This window comes from Vibrio alginolyticus NBRC 15630 = ATCC 17749 (assembly GCF_000354175.2).
Lineage (GTDB): Bacteria > Pseudomonadota > Gammaproteobacteria > Enterobacterales > Vibrionaceae > Vibrio > Vibrio alginolyticus.
This window is the reverse complement of the sequence record NC_022359.1, coordinates 1,561,453-1,576,150: the sequence shown is the minus strand read 5'-3', so window position 1 is coordinate 1,576,150 and position 14,698 is coordinate 1,561,453. Positions and strand designations below refer to the sequence as shown.

13 protein-coding genes are annotated in these 14,698 nt (G+C 47.2%); 8 read left to right on the top strand and 5 right to left on the bottom strand.

The window, feature by feature from the left end; genetic code table 11:
• Positions 1 to 92 precede the first annotated feature (92 nt).
• The gene (locus N646_RS22275; RefSeq protein WP_005375761.1) at positions 93 to 971 is read left to right on the top strand and encodes a DMT family transporter; all 879 of its coding nucleotides are present in this window, start codon (positions 93 to 95) and stop codon (positions 969 to 971) included.
• Between the two features lie 46 nt (positions 972 to 1,017).
• On the opposite strand, the gene N646_RS22270 is transcribed toward N646_RS22275, so the two are convergent.
• From N646_RS22270 to N646_RS22250, 5 genes are all read right to left on the bottom strand, one after another.
• Positions 1,018 to 1,926, bottom strand: coding sequence for a hydroxymethylglutaryl-CoA lyase (locus N646_RS22270; RefSeq protein ID WP_017821061.1), 909 nt, complete (start codon positions 1,924 to 1,926; stop codon positions 1,018 to 1,020).
• Positions 1,926 to 2,765 carry an enoyl-CoA hydratase-related protein gene (locus N646_RS22265; RefSeq protein WP_017821060.1) on the bottom strand — a complete coding sequence of 280 codons (840 nt, stop codon included), beginning with the start codon at positions 2,763 to 2,765 and terminating at the stop codon, positions 1,926 to 1,928. The genes N646_RS22270 and N646_RS22265 overlap by 1 nt, the downstream gene beginning before the upstream one ends.
• Positions 2,766 to 2,794: 29 nt before the next feature.
• Entirely contained in the window at positions 2,795 to 4,399 is a 1,605-nt protein-coding gene (locus N646_RS22260; protein WP_021036013.1) for a carboxyl transferase domain-containing protein, read from the bottom strand.
• A gap of 25 nt (positions 4,400 to 4,424) precedes the next feature.
• Positions 4,425 to 5,594: an isovaleryl-CoA dehydrogenase gene (locus N646_RS22255; protein ID WP_005387610.1), complete on the bottom strand. Its 1,170-nt coding sequence runs from the start codon at positions 5,592 to 5,594 to the stop codon at positions 4,425 to 4,427.
• A 66-nt stretch (positions 5,595 to 5,660) separates the two neighbouring features.
• Positions 5,661 to 6,035 carry a MerR family transcriptional regulator gene (locus tag N646_RS22250; protein WP_017821195.1) on the bottom strand — a complete coding sequence of 125 codons (375 nt, stop codon included), beginning with the start codon at positions 6,033 to 6,035 and terminating at the stop codon, positions 5,661 to 5,663.
• A gap of 275 nt (positions 6,036 to 6,310) precedes the next feature.
• Between N646_RS22250 and N646_RS22245 the strand changes: the two genes are divergently transcribed.
• The 7 genes from N646_RS22245 to N646_RS22215 all read left to right on the top strand — a co-directional run bounded on the left by N646_RS22245 (position 6,311) and on the right by N646_RS22215 (position 13,971).
• Positions 6,311 to 7,522: an acetyl-CoA C-acyltransferase gene (locus N646_RS22245; RefSeq protein WP_017821196.1), complete on the top strand. Its 1,212-nt coding sequence runs from the start codon at positions 6,311 to 6,313 to the stop codon at positions 7,520 to 7,522.
• Between the two features lie 23 nt (positions 7,523 to 7,545).
• Positions 7,546 to 9,039: a CoA-acylating methylmalonate-semialdehyde dehydrogenase gene (locus N646_RS22240; protein WP_017821197.1), complete on the top strand. Its 1,494-nt coding sequence runs from the start codon at positions 7,546 to 7,548 to the stop codon at positions 9,037 to 9,039.
• A gap of 19 nt (positions 9,040 to 9,058) precedes the next feature.
• Positions 9,059 to 10,213 carry an acyl-CoA dehydrogenase family protein gene (locus tag N646_RS22235; protein ID WP_005375772.1) on the top strand — a complete coding sequence of 385 codons (1,155 nt, stop codon included), beginning with the start codon at positions 9,059 to 9,061 and terminating at the stop codon, positions 10,211 to 10,213.
• 38 nt (positions 10,214 to 10,251) lie between these two features.
• Positions 10,252 to 11,037, top strand: a complete 786-nt coding sequence (locus tag N646_RS22230; protein ID WP_005375773.1) for an enoyl-CoA hydratase — start codon at positions 10,252 to 10,254, stop codon at positions 11,035 to 11,037.
• Positions 11,038 to 11,045: 8 nt separating this feature from the next.
• A complete protein-coding gene (locus tag N646_RS22225) occupies positions 11,046 to 12,185 on the top strand; it encodes an enoyl-CoA hydratase/isomerase family protein (protein ID WP_017821198.1) in 1,140 nt (379 codons plus the stop codon).
• 11 nt (positions 12,186 to 12,196) lie between these two features.
• Positions 12,197 to 13,102 carry a 3-hydroxyisobutyrate dehydrogenase gene (mmsB, locus tag N646_RS22220; RefSeq protein WP_005375775.1) on the top strand — a complete coding sequence of 302 codons (906 nt, stop codon included), beginning with the start codon at positions 12,197 to 12,199 and terminating at the stop codon, positions 13,100 to 13,102.
• Positions 13,103 to 13,212: 110 nt separating this feature from the next.
• Entirely contained in the window at positions 13,213 to 13,971 is a 759-nt protein-coding gene (locus tag N646_RS22215; protein WP_005375778.1) for an SDR family oxidoreductase, read from the top strand.
• Positions 13,972 to 14,698: the final 727 nt, after the last annotated feature.

Here is a 14,698-nt window from a genome sequence, read left to right as displayed (position 1 = left end):
TTCGCTCGACACAAACCCCTTTCAAATTTACACAATAGCGCAGTAAAACTCTCTTGCTGCGCTATTGTGTGTTCCATATTTTGTGAGTACTTATGTTTAACTCAGAACGCAAAGCGACGGTTATTCTGGTTGCGACGACGATGATCGCTGCACTTGGCTGGATATTCTCTAAGGAAACAATACAGGGTTTACCACCTTTTGGCTTTATTGGGGCGCGATTTACTATCGCTTCGCTCTGCTTACTGCCTCTATGTTACCGACCTTTGCTGAAAGCAAACTTAAAAGATGTGCTTTCTGCTGGTGGTGTCGGGCTCCTGTTAGGCAGTGCCGTTATGACATGGATTTACGCTATTTCTATCAGTGATACTCTTGGGGAAGGCGCATTTATCATGAGCCTTTCCATGCTGTTTGTGCCGATTGTTGCATGGGTTATGTTTCGTCAACGACCACAACGAATTTTCTGGCTTTCTTTGCCTATCGCTGTATTAGGTCTTGCTTGTCTTTCTTTAGTTGGTGGCTGGAAACAATCGGCCAGTCAATTGTGGTTTCTTGGTGCAGCACTGGTTTTGGCGCTTCATTTTAATGTGAACAGCAAATACTCTCAAAAACTACCTGTGCTGCTGCTTACTTGCGTGCAACTTTTTTCAGCAGGTTGCTTAGGTTTGTTGGTTTCATTTTTTATGGAATCTTTCCCGGCTGAGGTGGACTCCTCTATTTGGTGGTGGTTTGCGTTGAGTACCTTATTAGCGACGAGCTTGCGTTACGTAATGCAAACCATGGGGCAAAAATTTGTTCAGGCAGGTAACGCTGCTCTAATTATGATATTAGAACCAGTTTGGACGGTTATTCTGAGCGTGCTGTGGTATGGCGAAGTGCTAACGGCAAATAAACTAGTAGGTTGTGTGCTTATCTTATTTTCTCTAATTATTTATCGTACTGGCGGGCGGTTTCGCTTCCCTACTCGAAAGTAGAGCAAATTAACTTGGGTTGGGAGAATTTGAGGTGCCGGATGGCCTTCTACGAAAGTGATAATACGCGGTTACGCAATGCTAATGACACTTTTGATGTAGGCTGCCGACCCAGCTCTTCGCTGATCATCCAGCCAGCTTTAGCCAGTAGCTCTAAGTCGATCCCCGTCTCTATTCCTAACCCTTGGCATAAATATAGTACATCCTCCGTTGCGACATTCCCTGATGCGCCATGAGCGTATGGGCATCCACCCAGCCCAGCCACACTACTGTCGATGGTGTTGATGCCCATACTCAGTGCCTGATAAATGTTGGTGAGAGCTTGTCCCCATGTGTCGTGGAAATGGACAGCAAGCTGGGGAAGAGGTGCAACCAACATGACGGCTTCTAGCATAGCAGCGATACGGTTTGGCGTGCCTGTACCGATTGTGTCGCCTAGAGACACCTCATAACACCCTAAATCGATGAGTGATTTGACCACGCTCGCCACTTGTTTAGGGGCTGTCGGGCCATCGTAAGGGCAGTCGGCAACGCAGGATAGATAGCCACGAACAGGGATGCCGTGTTTGGTGGCTAATCGCATTACAGGTTCGAAGCGAGTTAGGCTATCTGCAATCGAGCAATTGATATTGTGTTGGCAGAATCCTTCTGAGGATGAAGTGAAAATTGCGACCTGATTGGCGTCAGCCTCCAACGCTTGTTCTAAGCCTTTTAGGTTTGGTGTCAGGGCAGAGTAGGTAACATGATTTCGCCGTGTTATTGCTTTCATGACCTCTATTGAGTCCGCCATTTGTGGCACCCATTTGGGTGAGACAAAAGAGCCCGCCTCAATATGCGTTAACCCAGTATCAGAGAGTAAGTTGATCAGCCGGATTTTAGTCTGGGTCGCAACAGGAGATTCATTTTGCAACCCATCTCTAGGACCTACTTCGACAATCTTTACTTTGGAAGGTAGCATTACTTGTCCTGTGACTTGGTGACCCAACTTGGGCTACGTTTTTCAAGAAACGCTTGCAGCCCATCTTGACCTTGGGGTGATACTCTAATGTCCGCAATGAGCTTGCTAGTATAGTGAATCAGTTGTTGATCGATGGGGTTTTGATGACATTGATGGCAGAGCGTTTTCGCTTTACGCATCGCATCTGGGCTATTAAGTAGCAACGTCTTGATTACGCTATCGACCGCATTTTCAAGCTGTTTGGCTTCTTTCACTTCGTGCACAATACCAAACCGTTCGGCATCTTCGGCTGAAATGACTTCACCACTTAAGATATAGCGTCTAGCTTGTCTATTCCCCATCGCGCGCATGACGTAAGGCGCAATGGTCGCTGGAACTAAACCAAGCCTAACTTCACTTAAGCAAAAGTTGGCACTTTGGCTTGCGATGGCGATATCACTACAACAAATCAACCCCAAAGCGCCACCATAAGCGGAACCTTGAACAACTGCGATGGTGGGTTGAGGGAACGAATCTAATGTTTCCATGAGTCTTGCCAAGTTTTGGGCATCAACGAAGTTATCTTGCCTCGTGCTGTCGGCCATCGACTGCATCCAATTCAAATCGGCCCCGGATGAAAAATGCTTACCGTTACTTCTTAATACCAAGCACCGCACATCCGTTCGTAAAGCGAGATAATCTAGGCGGTGGATCAGCAAGTCGATCGTACAAGCGTCAAAAGCATTGTGTTTAGCTGTTCTGTTTAGGGTAATGGTCGCTACGCCATTATCATCGACATGCCAAAGAACATCATCTTGCCTTTGGGCGTTGGGAATAATGCTTGGTTGCATTTCCTGCATACTTACTTCCTTAATTCATCTTTGGATATTTACATTCTGAAGACGCCAAACTCGCTATCAGGAATGGGGGCGTTTAATGCTGCCATTAACGCTTGACTCAACACCTGGCGCGTTTTTTTAGGGTCAATAATTCCGTCATCCCATAGCCGAGCACTCGCAAAATAGGGATGTCCTTGTGTTTCATACAAGTCTATGATCGATTCTCTAAAAATGTGCTCTTCTTGCTCTGACCACGCTTCCCCCTGACGTTCCTTCGCGTCTTTTCGAACTTGTGTTAAAACGCCTGCTGCTTGTTCTCCGCCCATCACAGAAATACGCGCGTTCGGCCACATCCACATCATGGTTGGATCATACGCTCGGCCGCACATGCCGTAATTACCAGCGCCGTACGATCCACCGATGATCACGGTAAACTTCGGCACGTCAGCACAAGCGACGGCCATCACTAGCTTGGCGCCATGTTTTGCGATGCCTTCTTCTTCAACCTTTTTTCCGACCATAAAGCCGGTAATGTTTTGGAGAAAGAGAAGCGGTGTTTTCCGTTTGGCGCACAGCTCAATAAAGTGCGCGCCTTTTTGTGCCGATTCAGAAAACAAGATACCGTTGTTTGCCACAATACCAATCAAGTGTCCTTGAATACGAGCGAAGCCACACACTAGCGTTCTGCCGTACAAGGCTTTGAATTCGTCGAAATCAGAATCATCGACGATGCGGGCAATAATTTCTCGAACGTCGAATGACAGTCGTAAGTTGGCATTCACGATTCCGTAGATTTCTTCTGCGTCGTAGCGGGGAGGAAGTACGGTGTTTTCTGGCTTAACAGGTCTTGTTCTATTGGCATTGGCAATGGCTTCTCTCGCAAGCATTAGGGCATGTTCATCATTTTCAGCGTAATAATCTGCGACACCAGATTTTCGACAATGCACGTCTGCACCGCCGAGCTCTTCACCCGTCACGACTTCGCCAGTGGCCGCTTTCACCAAAGGTGGCCCCGCCAAAAAAATGGTGCCTTGCTCTTTAACCATAATGGACACATCCGCCATGGCAGGAACGTACGCGCCCCCAGCAGTGCAAAGCCCCATCACAACAGCAACTTGGGGGATGCTTTTCGCTGACATTCTCGCTTGGTTAAAGAAAATGCGACCAAAGTGTTCTTTGTCGGGGAAGACGTCGGACTGATGAGGGAGATTTGCGCCACCGGAGTCCACCAAGTACACGCAGGGGAGTTGGCAACGTTGGGCAATCTCTTGCGCTCTAAGGTGTTTTTTTACCGTGAGTGGGTAGTAGGTTCCGCCTTTTACCGAAGCATCGTTGGCGATGACCATGCATTGAATCCCCTCTATGATACCAATGCCGGCGATAACACCAGCGCAGGGGATCGCTTCGTCATACACTTGCCAGGCGGCAAACTGGCTGATTTCAAGAAAGTCAGTGTTGTCATCAAGCAAGCGCGCGATGCGTTCTCGTGCGGGGAGTTTTCCTTTTTGCCTCTGGTGCTCAATGGCTTTTTCACCGCCGCCCTGTTTGATGGTCTCGATGTGTTGATTAAGTTGAGTGACCAACGTTTCCATAACAGCTTTATTGGAAAGAAATAACTCGTCAGTTGGCTTAGTTTTACTTTTGATAATGGCCATAATGACTTCCTTGTCGTATGTTCCGTTAGCGAGATTCTTCGAACAGTTCTCGGCCTATTAACATGCGGCGAATCTCTGAGGTACCCGCGCCGATTTCATAAAGCTTTGCATCACGTAGCAAACGACCAGCAGGGTATTCATTGATGTAGCCATTCCCACCGAGCAGTTGTATTGCATCGAGTGCCATTTGTGTGGCGAGTTCTGCACTGTACAAAATCGCGCCAGCGGCGTCTTTGCGTGTTGCGTTACCTCGATCACAAGCCGCTGCGACGGTATATACATACGCTTTTGCTGCACTCATTCGAGAGTACATATCGGCGATCTTGCCCTGAACTAACTGAAACTCGCCAATGGATTTTCCAAACTGCTCTCGTTCATGTACGTACGGGACCACAATGTCCATGCAAGCTTGCATTATCCCGAGTGGTCCGGCAGCGAGGACGACGCGCTCGTAATCCAGCCCACTCATTAATACCTCGACGCCTTGATTCAACTCGCCAAGAATATTCTCTTTTGGCACTACGCAATGGTTAAATACAAGTTCGCAAGTATTCGAGCCTCTCATGCCTAGCTTGTCCAGCTTTTGAGCATGAGTGAAACCTGCGAAGTTACGTTCAATAATGAATGCGGTAATGCCACGTGAACCTGCGCTGACATCTGTTTTAGCGTAAAGCACCACTACGTCAGCATCGGGCCCATTTGTTATCCACATTTTGTTGCCATTCAGTACAAAATGGTCGCCCTTGTTCTCCGCTTTCAGTTGCATGCTTATCACGTCTGAACCGGCATTGGGCTCGCTCATCGCTAGGGCGCCAACGTGCGTACCATCAATGAGTTTTGGAAGGTATTTTTCGCGTTGAGAAGGCGTGCCGTTACGAAAGATTTGGTTGACGCACAGGTTAGAATGAGCGCCGTAGCTTAAAGCGACAGACGCAGAGGCACGGCTGATTTCTTCCATGGCAACAACATGAGCGAGGTATCCCATGCCTGCACCACCAAGCTCTTCATCGACGGTCACACCAAGCAACCCCATTTCTCCCAACAAAGGCCATAAATGATTCGGGAACTGGTTATCGCGGTCTATCTCAGCGGCGATGGGCGCGATATGTTCCGTAGCAAAGGCATTAACGTGTTCTCGGAGCATATCGATGGTATCACCAAGTCCGAAATTGAGTGGGGTATAGGTGCTTTTCATAACGTCTCCCGGTATCAGAGGTAAGGTGGAAAAGCCTGTAGCGGTGTTGCTAATTGAGTATAGCGTTTATGTCTGCTTGCTTTTGAGTGTTTGAATACAACGCTCCTTAGCGGCATTCAACTCTGCCATAACGACGCTGATGTCGTTGAGTTGTTGCTGTAGGACGGCTTGTTTCTCTTCAATGATATTGAGCATTTTCAATAACTGTCCTTCGGTTTGTTGCATGTCGTAGAGCTCGAAAAGTTCACGAATTTCTGCCAATGAAAAACCGAGTCGTTTCCCTCTTAAAATCAGTTTGAGGCGAATTCTATCCCTGCGTTGATAAACGCGCATATTGCCTTTTCGCTCTGGTTCAATCAGACCCACGTCTTCATAAAACCGGATACTGCGAGTAGTAATATCAAACTCCTTGGCGAGGTCACTGATCTTGTATTTTTCCATAACATACTTACCTCGAATAAAAATCCAGTTTCTGGAAATCGAACCTTAAATGGGAAGGCCGAACATCAACTTTGAAATATAAACGTCTGCTTGGTGTGTTTTTTCATCTCATTGTAAAGGCTAGTGCTATGCTTACGTAAACGTCAAGAAATCGCGGAATGAAAGTTTGTTAGTGAAAAAGGCGATAAAGGCTGGTGTGGCGCTTGGTGAGTAATTCTATGTAGGGTGTCATCAGTCTGCCAAGTGTTCACATATACCTTAAGGGAATGCGAATCATGGGAAAAGACATCTGGATTGTCAGCGCGAAAAGAACGCCAATTGGGCGCTTTCAAGGCAAGTTGCAAACTTACTCTGCTCCTCAATTAGGCGCACTGGCGATCAAGGCGGCAATGCACGAAGTGAATGTGACTTCGGTGGATGAAGTGTTCATGGGATGTGTGCTTCCAGCAGGGTGTGGACAAGCTCCTGCGAGGCAAGCATCTATGGGGGCAGATCTTCCTTTGGGTGTAGGGTGCACCACCATTAACAAAGTGTGTGGCTCTGGCATGAAGAGCGTCATGTTAGCGCACGATCTCATTAAAGCTGGAACGATTCGCTCTGCCATTGCTGGTGGTATGGAAAGTATGACCAATGCGCCGTATTTGCTGAGGGAGGCGAGAAAGGGAATGCGCATGGGGCACCAGTCTACGTATGACCACATGTTTCTCGATGGGCTACAAGATGCTTACGAAGGGCACTTAATGGGTGTTTATGCTCAGCAAGTCGCTGACAGGCTTAAGTTCACCAGAGAGCAAATGGATGAATGGGCCGTGATGTCGGCAAAACGTGCGTTGGAAGCTCAAGAGCGAGGCTTGTTTGCCGATGAACTTTCGCCGGTTTCACTCAATACCAAGTCAGAACAAGCGGTGCTGGACTACGATGAGCACCCTCGCTCGATTGACCTTGGTAAAATTCCTCAACTCAAACCTGCATTCGATGAAAAAGGTACGGTGACCGCTGCTAATTCGAGTGCCATTTCAGATGGCGCGGCGGCTCTGGTGCTTATGGATGAAGACACTGCGCGTCATCAGGGGCTTAAACCACTTGCGATCATCAAGGCGCACTCTACACATGCCAGAAAACCTGCAGAATTTACTTTGGCCCCCGTCTACGCAATTGAGCAACTGCTGTTCCAGCTAGATTGGTCAATTTATGAAGTGGATCTGTGGGAAATCAATGAAGCCTTTGCCGTCGTGACACAAATAGCGGTGGCGGAACTTGGGCTTGATACGAGCAAAGTAAATATTAAAGGTGGAGCCTGTGCACTTGGGCATCCGATAGGGGCTAGTGGCGCACGAATTCTGGTGACATTGATTCACAGTTTGCGTCAGCTACAAGCGCTAGGCACCAATGGTGATCTCGAAGCCAAAAAAGTGATGCGGGGTGTTGCGTCACTTTGTATCGGTGGTGGAGAAGCCACGGCGATAGGCATTGAAATACCGCTTTAATTGAAATCAGAAAGGAGTAAATGATGACTCGTTTGGTTCCCTTGTTTATTGGTGGCGAGTTTCGTGAATCTCAAACATCGGATTGGGTTGAGGTAACCAATCCTGCCACTAATGATGTCATTGCGTACGTTCCATGTTCCACAGAGCACGAGATGGAAGCCGCCATTGATAATGCGAAAGAGACATTCCAATCTTGGAAAGAAGTGGCGATACCCGAGCGTGCCCGAGTTATGCTGCGTTATCAGCACTTGCTCAAAGAGCATCATGATGAGCTTGCCACACTGCTTTCTCATGAAACGGGTAAGATTTTAGCGGATGCCAAAGGCGATGTGTGGCGTGGTATCGAGGTGGTTGAGCAGGCTGCAAACATTGCCAGCAATATTATGGGAGAAACCGTCGAAAACGTTGCCACGGATATTGATAGTTACTCAATGATTCAGCCCCTAGGTGTGTGTTGCGGCATTACGCCGTTTAACTTTCCAGCCATGATTCCGTTGTGGATGTTCCCAATCGCTATCGCTGCGGGCAATACGTTTGTGCTCAAACCCTCCGAACAAGTGCCATTGACCTCTATTCGTTTAGCTGAACTATTTGAGCAAGCTGGCGCGCCGAAAGGAGTGTTGCAGGTCGTTCATGGCCGCAAAGAGCAAGTCGACTTTCTTCTGGCTCATCCTGATATTCGAGCGGTGTCATTTGTTGGCTCGGTTCCCGTTGCCCGTTATATCTACACTACAGGGACTAAACATTTTAAACGGGTTCAAGCTTTTGCTGGTGCAAAGAATCACATGGTGATCATGCCTGATGCAAACAAAGATCAAGTGGTGAATAACCTAATCGGAGCCTCCGTAGGGGCTGCGGGGCAGCGTTGTATGGCAATTTCTGTTGCGGTATTTGTCGGCGATTCAAAACAATGGATTGCAGACCTGAAACTGGCGATGGCGAAAGTACACCCAGGGCCTTGGGATGATGAACAGGCTGCTTATGGCCCACTGATCAGTGAGCAAGCCAAGCAACGCGTATTGGACCTAATCGAAGATGGCAAACAACAAGGCGCAGTGTGTGAACTCGATGGCAGTCAGTGTGAAGTGGACGGCTTTCCCGATGGAAACTGGATTGGCCCAACCTTGTTTAGCGGTGTAACAGCGAACATGTCGATTTACACGCAAGAGATATTTGGCCCTGTTTTAGTTTGTATGGAAGTCGAAACGTTGCAAGAGGCCATTGAGTTAGTGAATCGCAACCCTTACGGCAACGGAACTTCTATATTTACCGCTAATGGCGCTGCTGCGAGAAAATATCAGCATGACATTCAAGTCGGTCAAGTTGGGATTAATGTGCCAATTCCAGTCCCTTTACCATTTTTCTCCTTTACTGGTTGGAGAGGCAGTTTCTATGGTGATTTACATGCGTATGGTAAACAAGCGGTACGTTTTTATACCGAGACTAAAACGGTGACGGCACGTTGGTTTGATGACGATATTCCGACGGGGCCCAATCTGACCATCCAACTGCGCTGAGTGAATAAAAGGAGCTTTTATGGACTTTGAACTTAATGAAGATCAACGTGCATTTGCTGATACCGCTCAGCAATTTGCCGATGAGTGTTTAGCACCGATGGCGGCGGAGTGGGATGAAAAGCAGATCTTCCCCAAAGACGTATTGAGAGAGGCGGGGGAACTGGGGTTTCTCAGTCTCTACACTCCAGAAGCGCAAGGTGGCCTAGGGCTGAGTCGCTTGGATGCTTCAATTATCTTTGAACAACTGGCCATGGGATGTACGTCCACTACGGCGTTTATGACGATTCACAACATGGTCAGTTGGATGATAGCCAGTTTTGCTACCGATGAAGCCAAAACGCAGTTCTGTCCGAAATTAGTTACGGGGGAGTGGTTAGGCTCCTATTGCTTAACCGAGCCTAATGCGGGATCGGATGCCGCTTCGTTGGCCACAACCGCGAGCAAAAAAGGTGATACTTACGTGTTGAATGGTGGCAAAACCTTTATCTCTGGCGCAGGAGAGACAGATGTTTTGGTCGTGATGGCGCGAACCGGAGAAGCGGGTGCCAAAGGCGTGTCCGCATTTGTTATTCCTGCTCACGCTGATGGTATCAGCTATGGGCGCAAAGAACCCAAAATGGGTTGGAACAGCCAACCAACACGAGCGGTTACTTTTGAAAATGTCGTTATTCCAGCTAGCCATTTACTGGGCGAAGAAGGGCAAGGTTTTGTCTTTGCGATGAAAGGGCTTGATGGAGGGCGTATAAATATTGCGACCTGTTCCGTCGGTACGGCTCAACAGGCCCTTGAACGGGCGGCACGGTACATTCAAGAACGTAAGCAGTTCGGCAAGTCGCTTGCGCAGTTTCAAGCCTTACAATTCAAATTGGCAGACATGGCAACAGAGCTAGTGGCTGCGCGGCAGTTAGTGCGCTATGCCGCCAGTAAACTCGACCGAAATGACCCGGATGCCACGGCTTATTGCGCGATGGCAAAACGGTTCGCAACTGATGTGGGCTTTCAGGTTTGCGACCAAGCGCTGCAGCTTTATGGCGGCTATGGTTACATCAAAGAGTATCCAATGGAGCGTCATTTCAGAGATGTGCGTGTGCATCAAATTCTGGAGGGAACGAACGAAATCATGCGCTTGATCATCGCGCGCCGTTTGCTCTCTGAGGAATCGGCCTTGCTGTAGCGAAGTATTGGATTTGCTCATTGAGAAAGGATTCAGATATGCCATTAACCCAAACTGCCATTCAACATACGATCGCTAATCACGTTGCGCTGGTGACGATGAACAACCCGCCAGCCAATACGTGGACAGCAGAGAGTCTCAAGGCACTGAAATCGCTGATACTCACACTTAACGATGATAACCAGGTTTATTCACTGGTTTTAACTGGCAGTGGAGAAAAGTTTTTCTCTGCTGGTGCGGATCTCAAGTTGTTTTCTGACGGTGACAAAGCGGTTGCGTCAGACATGGCGCGATGCTTTGGTGAAGCCTTTGAAACGCTCTCGGAATTTCGTGGTGTTTCCATTGCCGCCATTAATGGTTACGCCATGGGCGGAGGGTTAGAAGTGGCATTAGCTTGTGATATTCGAGTCGTTGAAGAGCAAGCGGTACTTGCTTTACCAGAAGCCAAAGTCGGACTTTTGCCCTGTGCTGGTGGTACCCAAAACCTCACAGCGTTAGTGGGGGAAGGCTGGGCAAAGCGCATCATTTTATGTGGAGAGCAAGTCAGCGCTGACAAAGCAAAAGAACTAGGCCTAGTTGAGGAGTTGGTTCCCAAAGGCGAAGCTTTAAGTAAAGCGCTGGAGCTTGCTGAATCTGTTGCGAACCAGTCACCATCTTCTGTCGCCGCATGTAAGGCGCTCATTCAAAATATGCGCTCTGCGCCACTTAAGCACGGCTTAATGAAAGAGCGAGAGTTATTTCTGAATCTTTTTGATACGGAAGATCAAGTTGAGGGTGTTCGCGCCTTTTTAGAAAAACGCCCACCGCAATGGAAAAACCGATAGGAGGCCACATGGCAGGGATGGTAACCATTAGTGAAATAGAGTGCTTAGATGGCGTGCACCGCATTGGTATCGCAACGTTAGAAAACACCGCTTCATTGAATGCATTGACGTATGACATGTTGGTCCAACTCAACGATCAGCTTATCAAGTGGCAAGATGATCCACATATGGCTTGTGTGGTACTGACTGGCGCTGGAGAAAAAGCATTCTGTGCTGGTGGTGATGTTCGAGCTATGTATCACGTCATGCATAACGAGAGTAAAGAAAAAATCGTAGAGTTCTGTACGAACTATTTCTCGTTGGAGTATGAGTGTGACTATCTCATCCACACTTACAACAAACCCATTATCGGTTGGGGAGAAGGTATTGTCATGGGCGGTGGGATGGGGCTTTTTATGGGAACCAGCCATAAAGTTGTGACAACAACATCACGCCTTGCTATGCCAGAAATCAATATCGGACTGTATCCTGATGTGGGAGGTACGTGGTTTTTAAGCCAGATAGATCCGCAAGTGGGCTTATTCCTCGGATTGACAGGTTCAATGGTAAATTCAAGTGACGCTGTCACTATTGGTTTGGCCGATTGGTTACTGTTGGAAGAGCAGTATCCCACCTTACTGGATGAGCTAAAGCGGCTCCAGTGGGGCAAAGAAGATGCGAAAGAGTTGGTAACTGCGCTACTACAATTAATGGAAGAACAGGTTATTGATAGCAAACCAACCACGCAAATTTGTCCATACTTAGATCAGATAGAGGAAGCGTGCAAAGGCTTTGATCTTAATGCGATAGCACAGCGAATCATGGCTATCGACGGGAACAGTCAGTGGATAGAAAACGCGAAACAAACGTTCGCATCGGGCAGTCCGATCACCGCGCATATTTGCTTTAGACAAGTGAAAGAGTACCACAGCTTACCGCTTGCAGATTGCTTCCGTTTAGAGTTGAGTTTGTCGGTTCGCAGTGCCTTATTAGGTGAGTTTAAAGAGGGCGTCCGTTCTCGGCTCATTGACCGGGATGGCGAGCCGAGCTGGATATTTAACAGTGTCAGTGAAGTCGATGAAGATGTTATCGATACTTTGTTTACCTCGCTTTGGTCAGATAACGAGCATCCGCTTGCTAATTTGGGTGAACAAACACTAGGTCAATAAGGAGAATGATCATGAGTACCATCGCATTTATCGGTTTAGGAAGGATGGGGCATCCTATGGCGCAAAACTTACTCGCGTCTGGATTTAACGTGCAAGTATTCGATGTCGATAGCGAAGCCGCAAAGCAACTAGTACCTTTTGGTGCGGTGGTGGCGAGCTCTATCGAAGAGGTAGTAGATGGTGCTAGCACAGTCATCACGATGCTACCAGCAGGGTCTCACGTTCGTTCCGTGTATCTTGGTGACTTACACGGTGGCGTAGGTGTCCTCAATCTTGTCTCGCCAAGTACCTTGATGATTGATTGTTCAACCATTGATCCGGACTCTGCGCGATTAGTCGCCAATGAAGCGGCAAATAAACGCGTGTTGTTTGTCGACGCGCCCGTTTCGGGGGGCGTTGCTGGCGCTAAAGCGGCGACATTAACCTTTATTGTTGGTGGTTCGGATCAAGCGTTTTCTAAAGCCAATGCGATTTTGCAGTATATGGGAAAAAATGTTTTCCATGCTGGCAAAGCAGGCGATGGTCAAATGGCAAAAATCTGTAACAACCTTATGCTCGGCATTTTAATGTCTGGTACGTGCGAGGCATTAAACCTAGGTATCGATCATGGACTCGATCCAAAAGTGCTATCAAACATCATGCTGCAAAGCTCTGGCCGAAATTGGGCATTGGAGCTTTACAATCCTTGCCCAGGCGTGATGGACAGTGCGCCAGCCAGTCACGATTACCAACCGGGCTTTATGAGCAAACTCATGCTAAAAGATCTCGGCTTGGGGTTAGATGCGGCGTTACAAACACATTCTTCGGTTCCGATGGGGTCGTTAGCGCGCAACTTATATTCTTTCCACAACGCGAGCGGCCACGGCGAGCTCGATTTCTCAAGCTTATTTGAGTTATACAAGAGTAAGAAAGGCTAGACCGAGTTTTGTGACAAACCAGCCCGAGATGGTGACGTAAAATGCGCATCATTTCGGCCAACTTAGACTGGTTGAGGTATAGAACATTACGAGCTATGGAGTGCACCAATATGGACATAAAAAGTAGTGTTATTGCCATTACAGGAGCAGGGCAGGGGCTTGGGCAAATGATGGCCATTACCCTTGCTCAAGCTGGCGCTGATTTAGCGTTATTGGATGTAAACGCCAGTGGCTTAATGGAAACACAAGAGCAGTGTCGAATGCTGAGTGCGAAAGCGTTGACATATCAAGTGGATGTCACCAACGAAATCGATGTTGAAACCACGTTTGAAGCGATTATCCAAGATTTTGGTCAACTCAATGGGTTAGTCAATAACGCTGGCGTGTTAAGAGATGGGTTACTTGTAAAAGCAAAAGATGGCGTGATCAGTAAGATGTCTTTAGATCAATTCAATTTGGTCATGAACGTTAACGTGACAGGAACATTTTTGTGTGGGCGTGAAGCTGCCGTCAAGATGATTGAGAGTGGCTCCCAAGGCGTTATCATCAATATTTCTAGTGTTGCGAGAGCAGGGAATATCGGACAAACCAATTATTCTGCGTCAAAAGCGGCGGTCGCGACCATGGCGACAACATGGGCCCGTGAGCTCGCAAGATACGGTATTCGCGCGGCGGCGGTTGCACCAGGTGTAGTACACACCGCGATGGCAGAGCAAATGAAACCCGAAGCCATAGAGCGATTAGAAAAGATGATCCCAGTTGGCAGGATGGGCGAAACAAGCGAAATCGCGCATGCAGTAAAATACATTATTGAGAGTGATTACTTTACTGGCAGGGTTTTAGAAGTGGATGGCGGTATTCGTATGTAAGTGACTACTGAAATAAGGCTCTGATAGACCTGAATAATAAGTTTCTTTCCATTTCAGCATTTTCTATGTTGTGGAGTGCCAATTCTGCGCAACCCAAATGTATTTACAACTTATGTTTGGATTTACCTTGAGAATGATTTCTCACAATCCAATAAAGAGATGTAAATACCACTCAAATATTAAGTGAAATCATTAATTTGATGTTGATCACACTTTTGGTTTTTTAGTTTCCGCTTCTCATTAAGGCTATCTGCGTAAATGAAGTTGATAGTCAGTCTCATCAATTTTAAGTTTCAACTATTTGTTTTTAAATAATTAATTGTTGAAGCACGAGAAATTCGTGTTGAGGTTAATATTCTATTTAAAGTGTGTAACTTCCATTAATGGAAGGTTAGTTTCCAGTTGTGGCTAATGAGCTTTAACTTTTTACTCCTCATAATGCGCCAAATGTAACATAGTGTTTCAAAGTGTAACAATAAACTCACACTAAGAGTGTGGTTTTGATCTCCACTCAATTCCGTTTTGTTTCGCTCTGAACCCGACGTTACTCATGCTCAACACATAAACATTCTAATGACTATAACAACTGGTTCTTGGCTTGATACCAATCGTATCGTAGCAAATAACGGTTCATTCTAGCTGGTTAAATGCTTGATGACGAAGTTGAAAAATTGTAAGTAGAATAACTACTTATCGAAGTTTCTTCTTGTTCTCATACATTACCTCT

Excerpts from the sequence above, each read along its gene's own strand:
- N646_RS22245 (WP_017821196.1), top strand. The coding sequence starts at position 6,311 with ATGGGAAAAGACATCTGGATTGTCAGCGCGAAAAGAACGCCAATTGGG.
- N646_RS22255 (WP_005387610.1), bottom strand. The coding sequence starts at position 5,594 with ATGAAAAGCACCTATACCCCACTCAATTTCGGACTTGGTGATACCATC.
- N646_RS22275 (WP_005375761.1), top strand. The coding sequence starts at position 93 with ATGTTTAACTCAGAACGCAAAGCGACGGTTATTCTGGTTGCGACGACG.
- N646_RS22225 (WP_017821198.1), top strand. The coding sequence starts at position 11,046 with ATGGCAGGGATGGTAACCATTAGTGAAATAGAGTGCTTAGATGGCGTG.
- N646_RS22235 (WP_005375772.1), top strand. The coding sequence starts at position 9,059 with ATGGACTTTGAACTTAATGAAGATCAACGTGCATTTGCTGATACCGCT.
- N646_RS22215 (WP_005375778.1), top strand. The coding sequence starts at position 13,213 with ATGGACATAAAAAGTAGTGTTATTGCCATTACAGGAGCAGGGCAGGGG.
- N646_RS22240 (WP_017821197.1), top strand. The coding sequence starts at position 7,546 with ATGACTCGTTTGGTTCCCTTGTTTATTGGTGGCGAGTTTCGTGAATCT.
- N646_RS22250 (WP_017821195.1), bottom strand. The coding sequence starts at position 6,035 with ATGGAAAAATACAAGATCAGTGACCTCGCCAAGGAGTTTGATATTACT.
- N646_RS22265 (WP_017821060.1), bottom strand. The coding sequence starts at position 2,765 with ATGCAGGAAATGCAACCAAGCATTATTCCCAACGCCCAAAGGCAAGAT.
- N646_RS22260 (WP_021036013.1), bottom strand. The coding sequence starts at position 4,399 with ATGGCCATTATCAAAAGTAAAACTAAGCCAACTGACGAGTTATTTCTT.
- N646_RS22270 (WP_017821061.1), bottom strand. The coding sequence starts at position 1,926 with ATGCTACCTTCCAAAGTAAAGATTGTCGAAGTAGGTCCTAGAGATGGG.
- N646_RS22230 (WP_005375773.1), top strand. The coding sequence starts at position 10,252 with ATGCCATTAACCCAAACTGCCATTCAACATACGATCGCTAATCACGTT.
- mmsB (WP_005375775.1), top strand. The coding sequence starts at position 12,197 with ATGAGTACCATCGCATTTATCGGTTTAGGAAGGATGGGGCATCCTATG.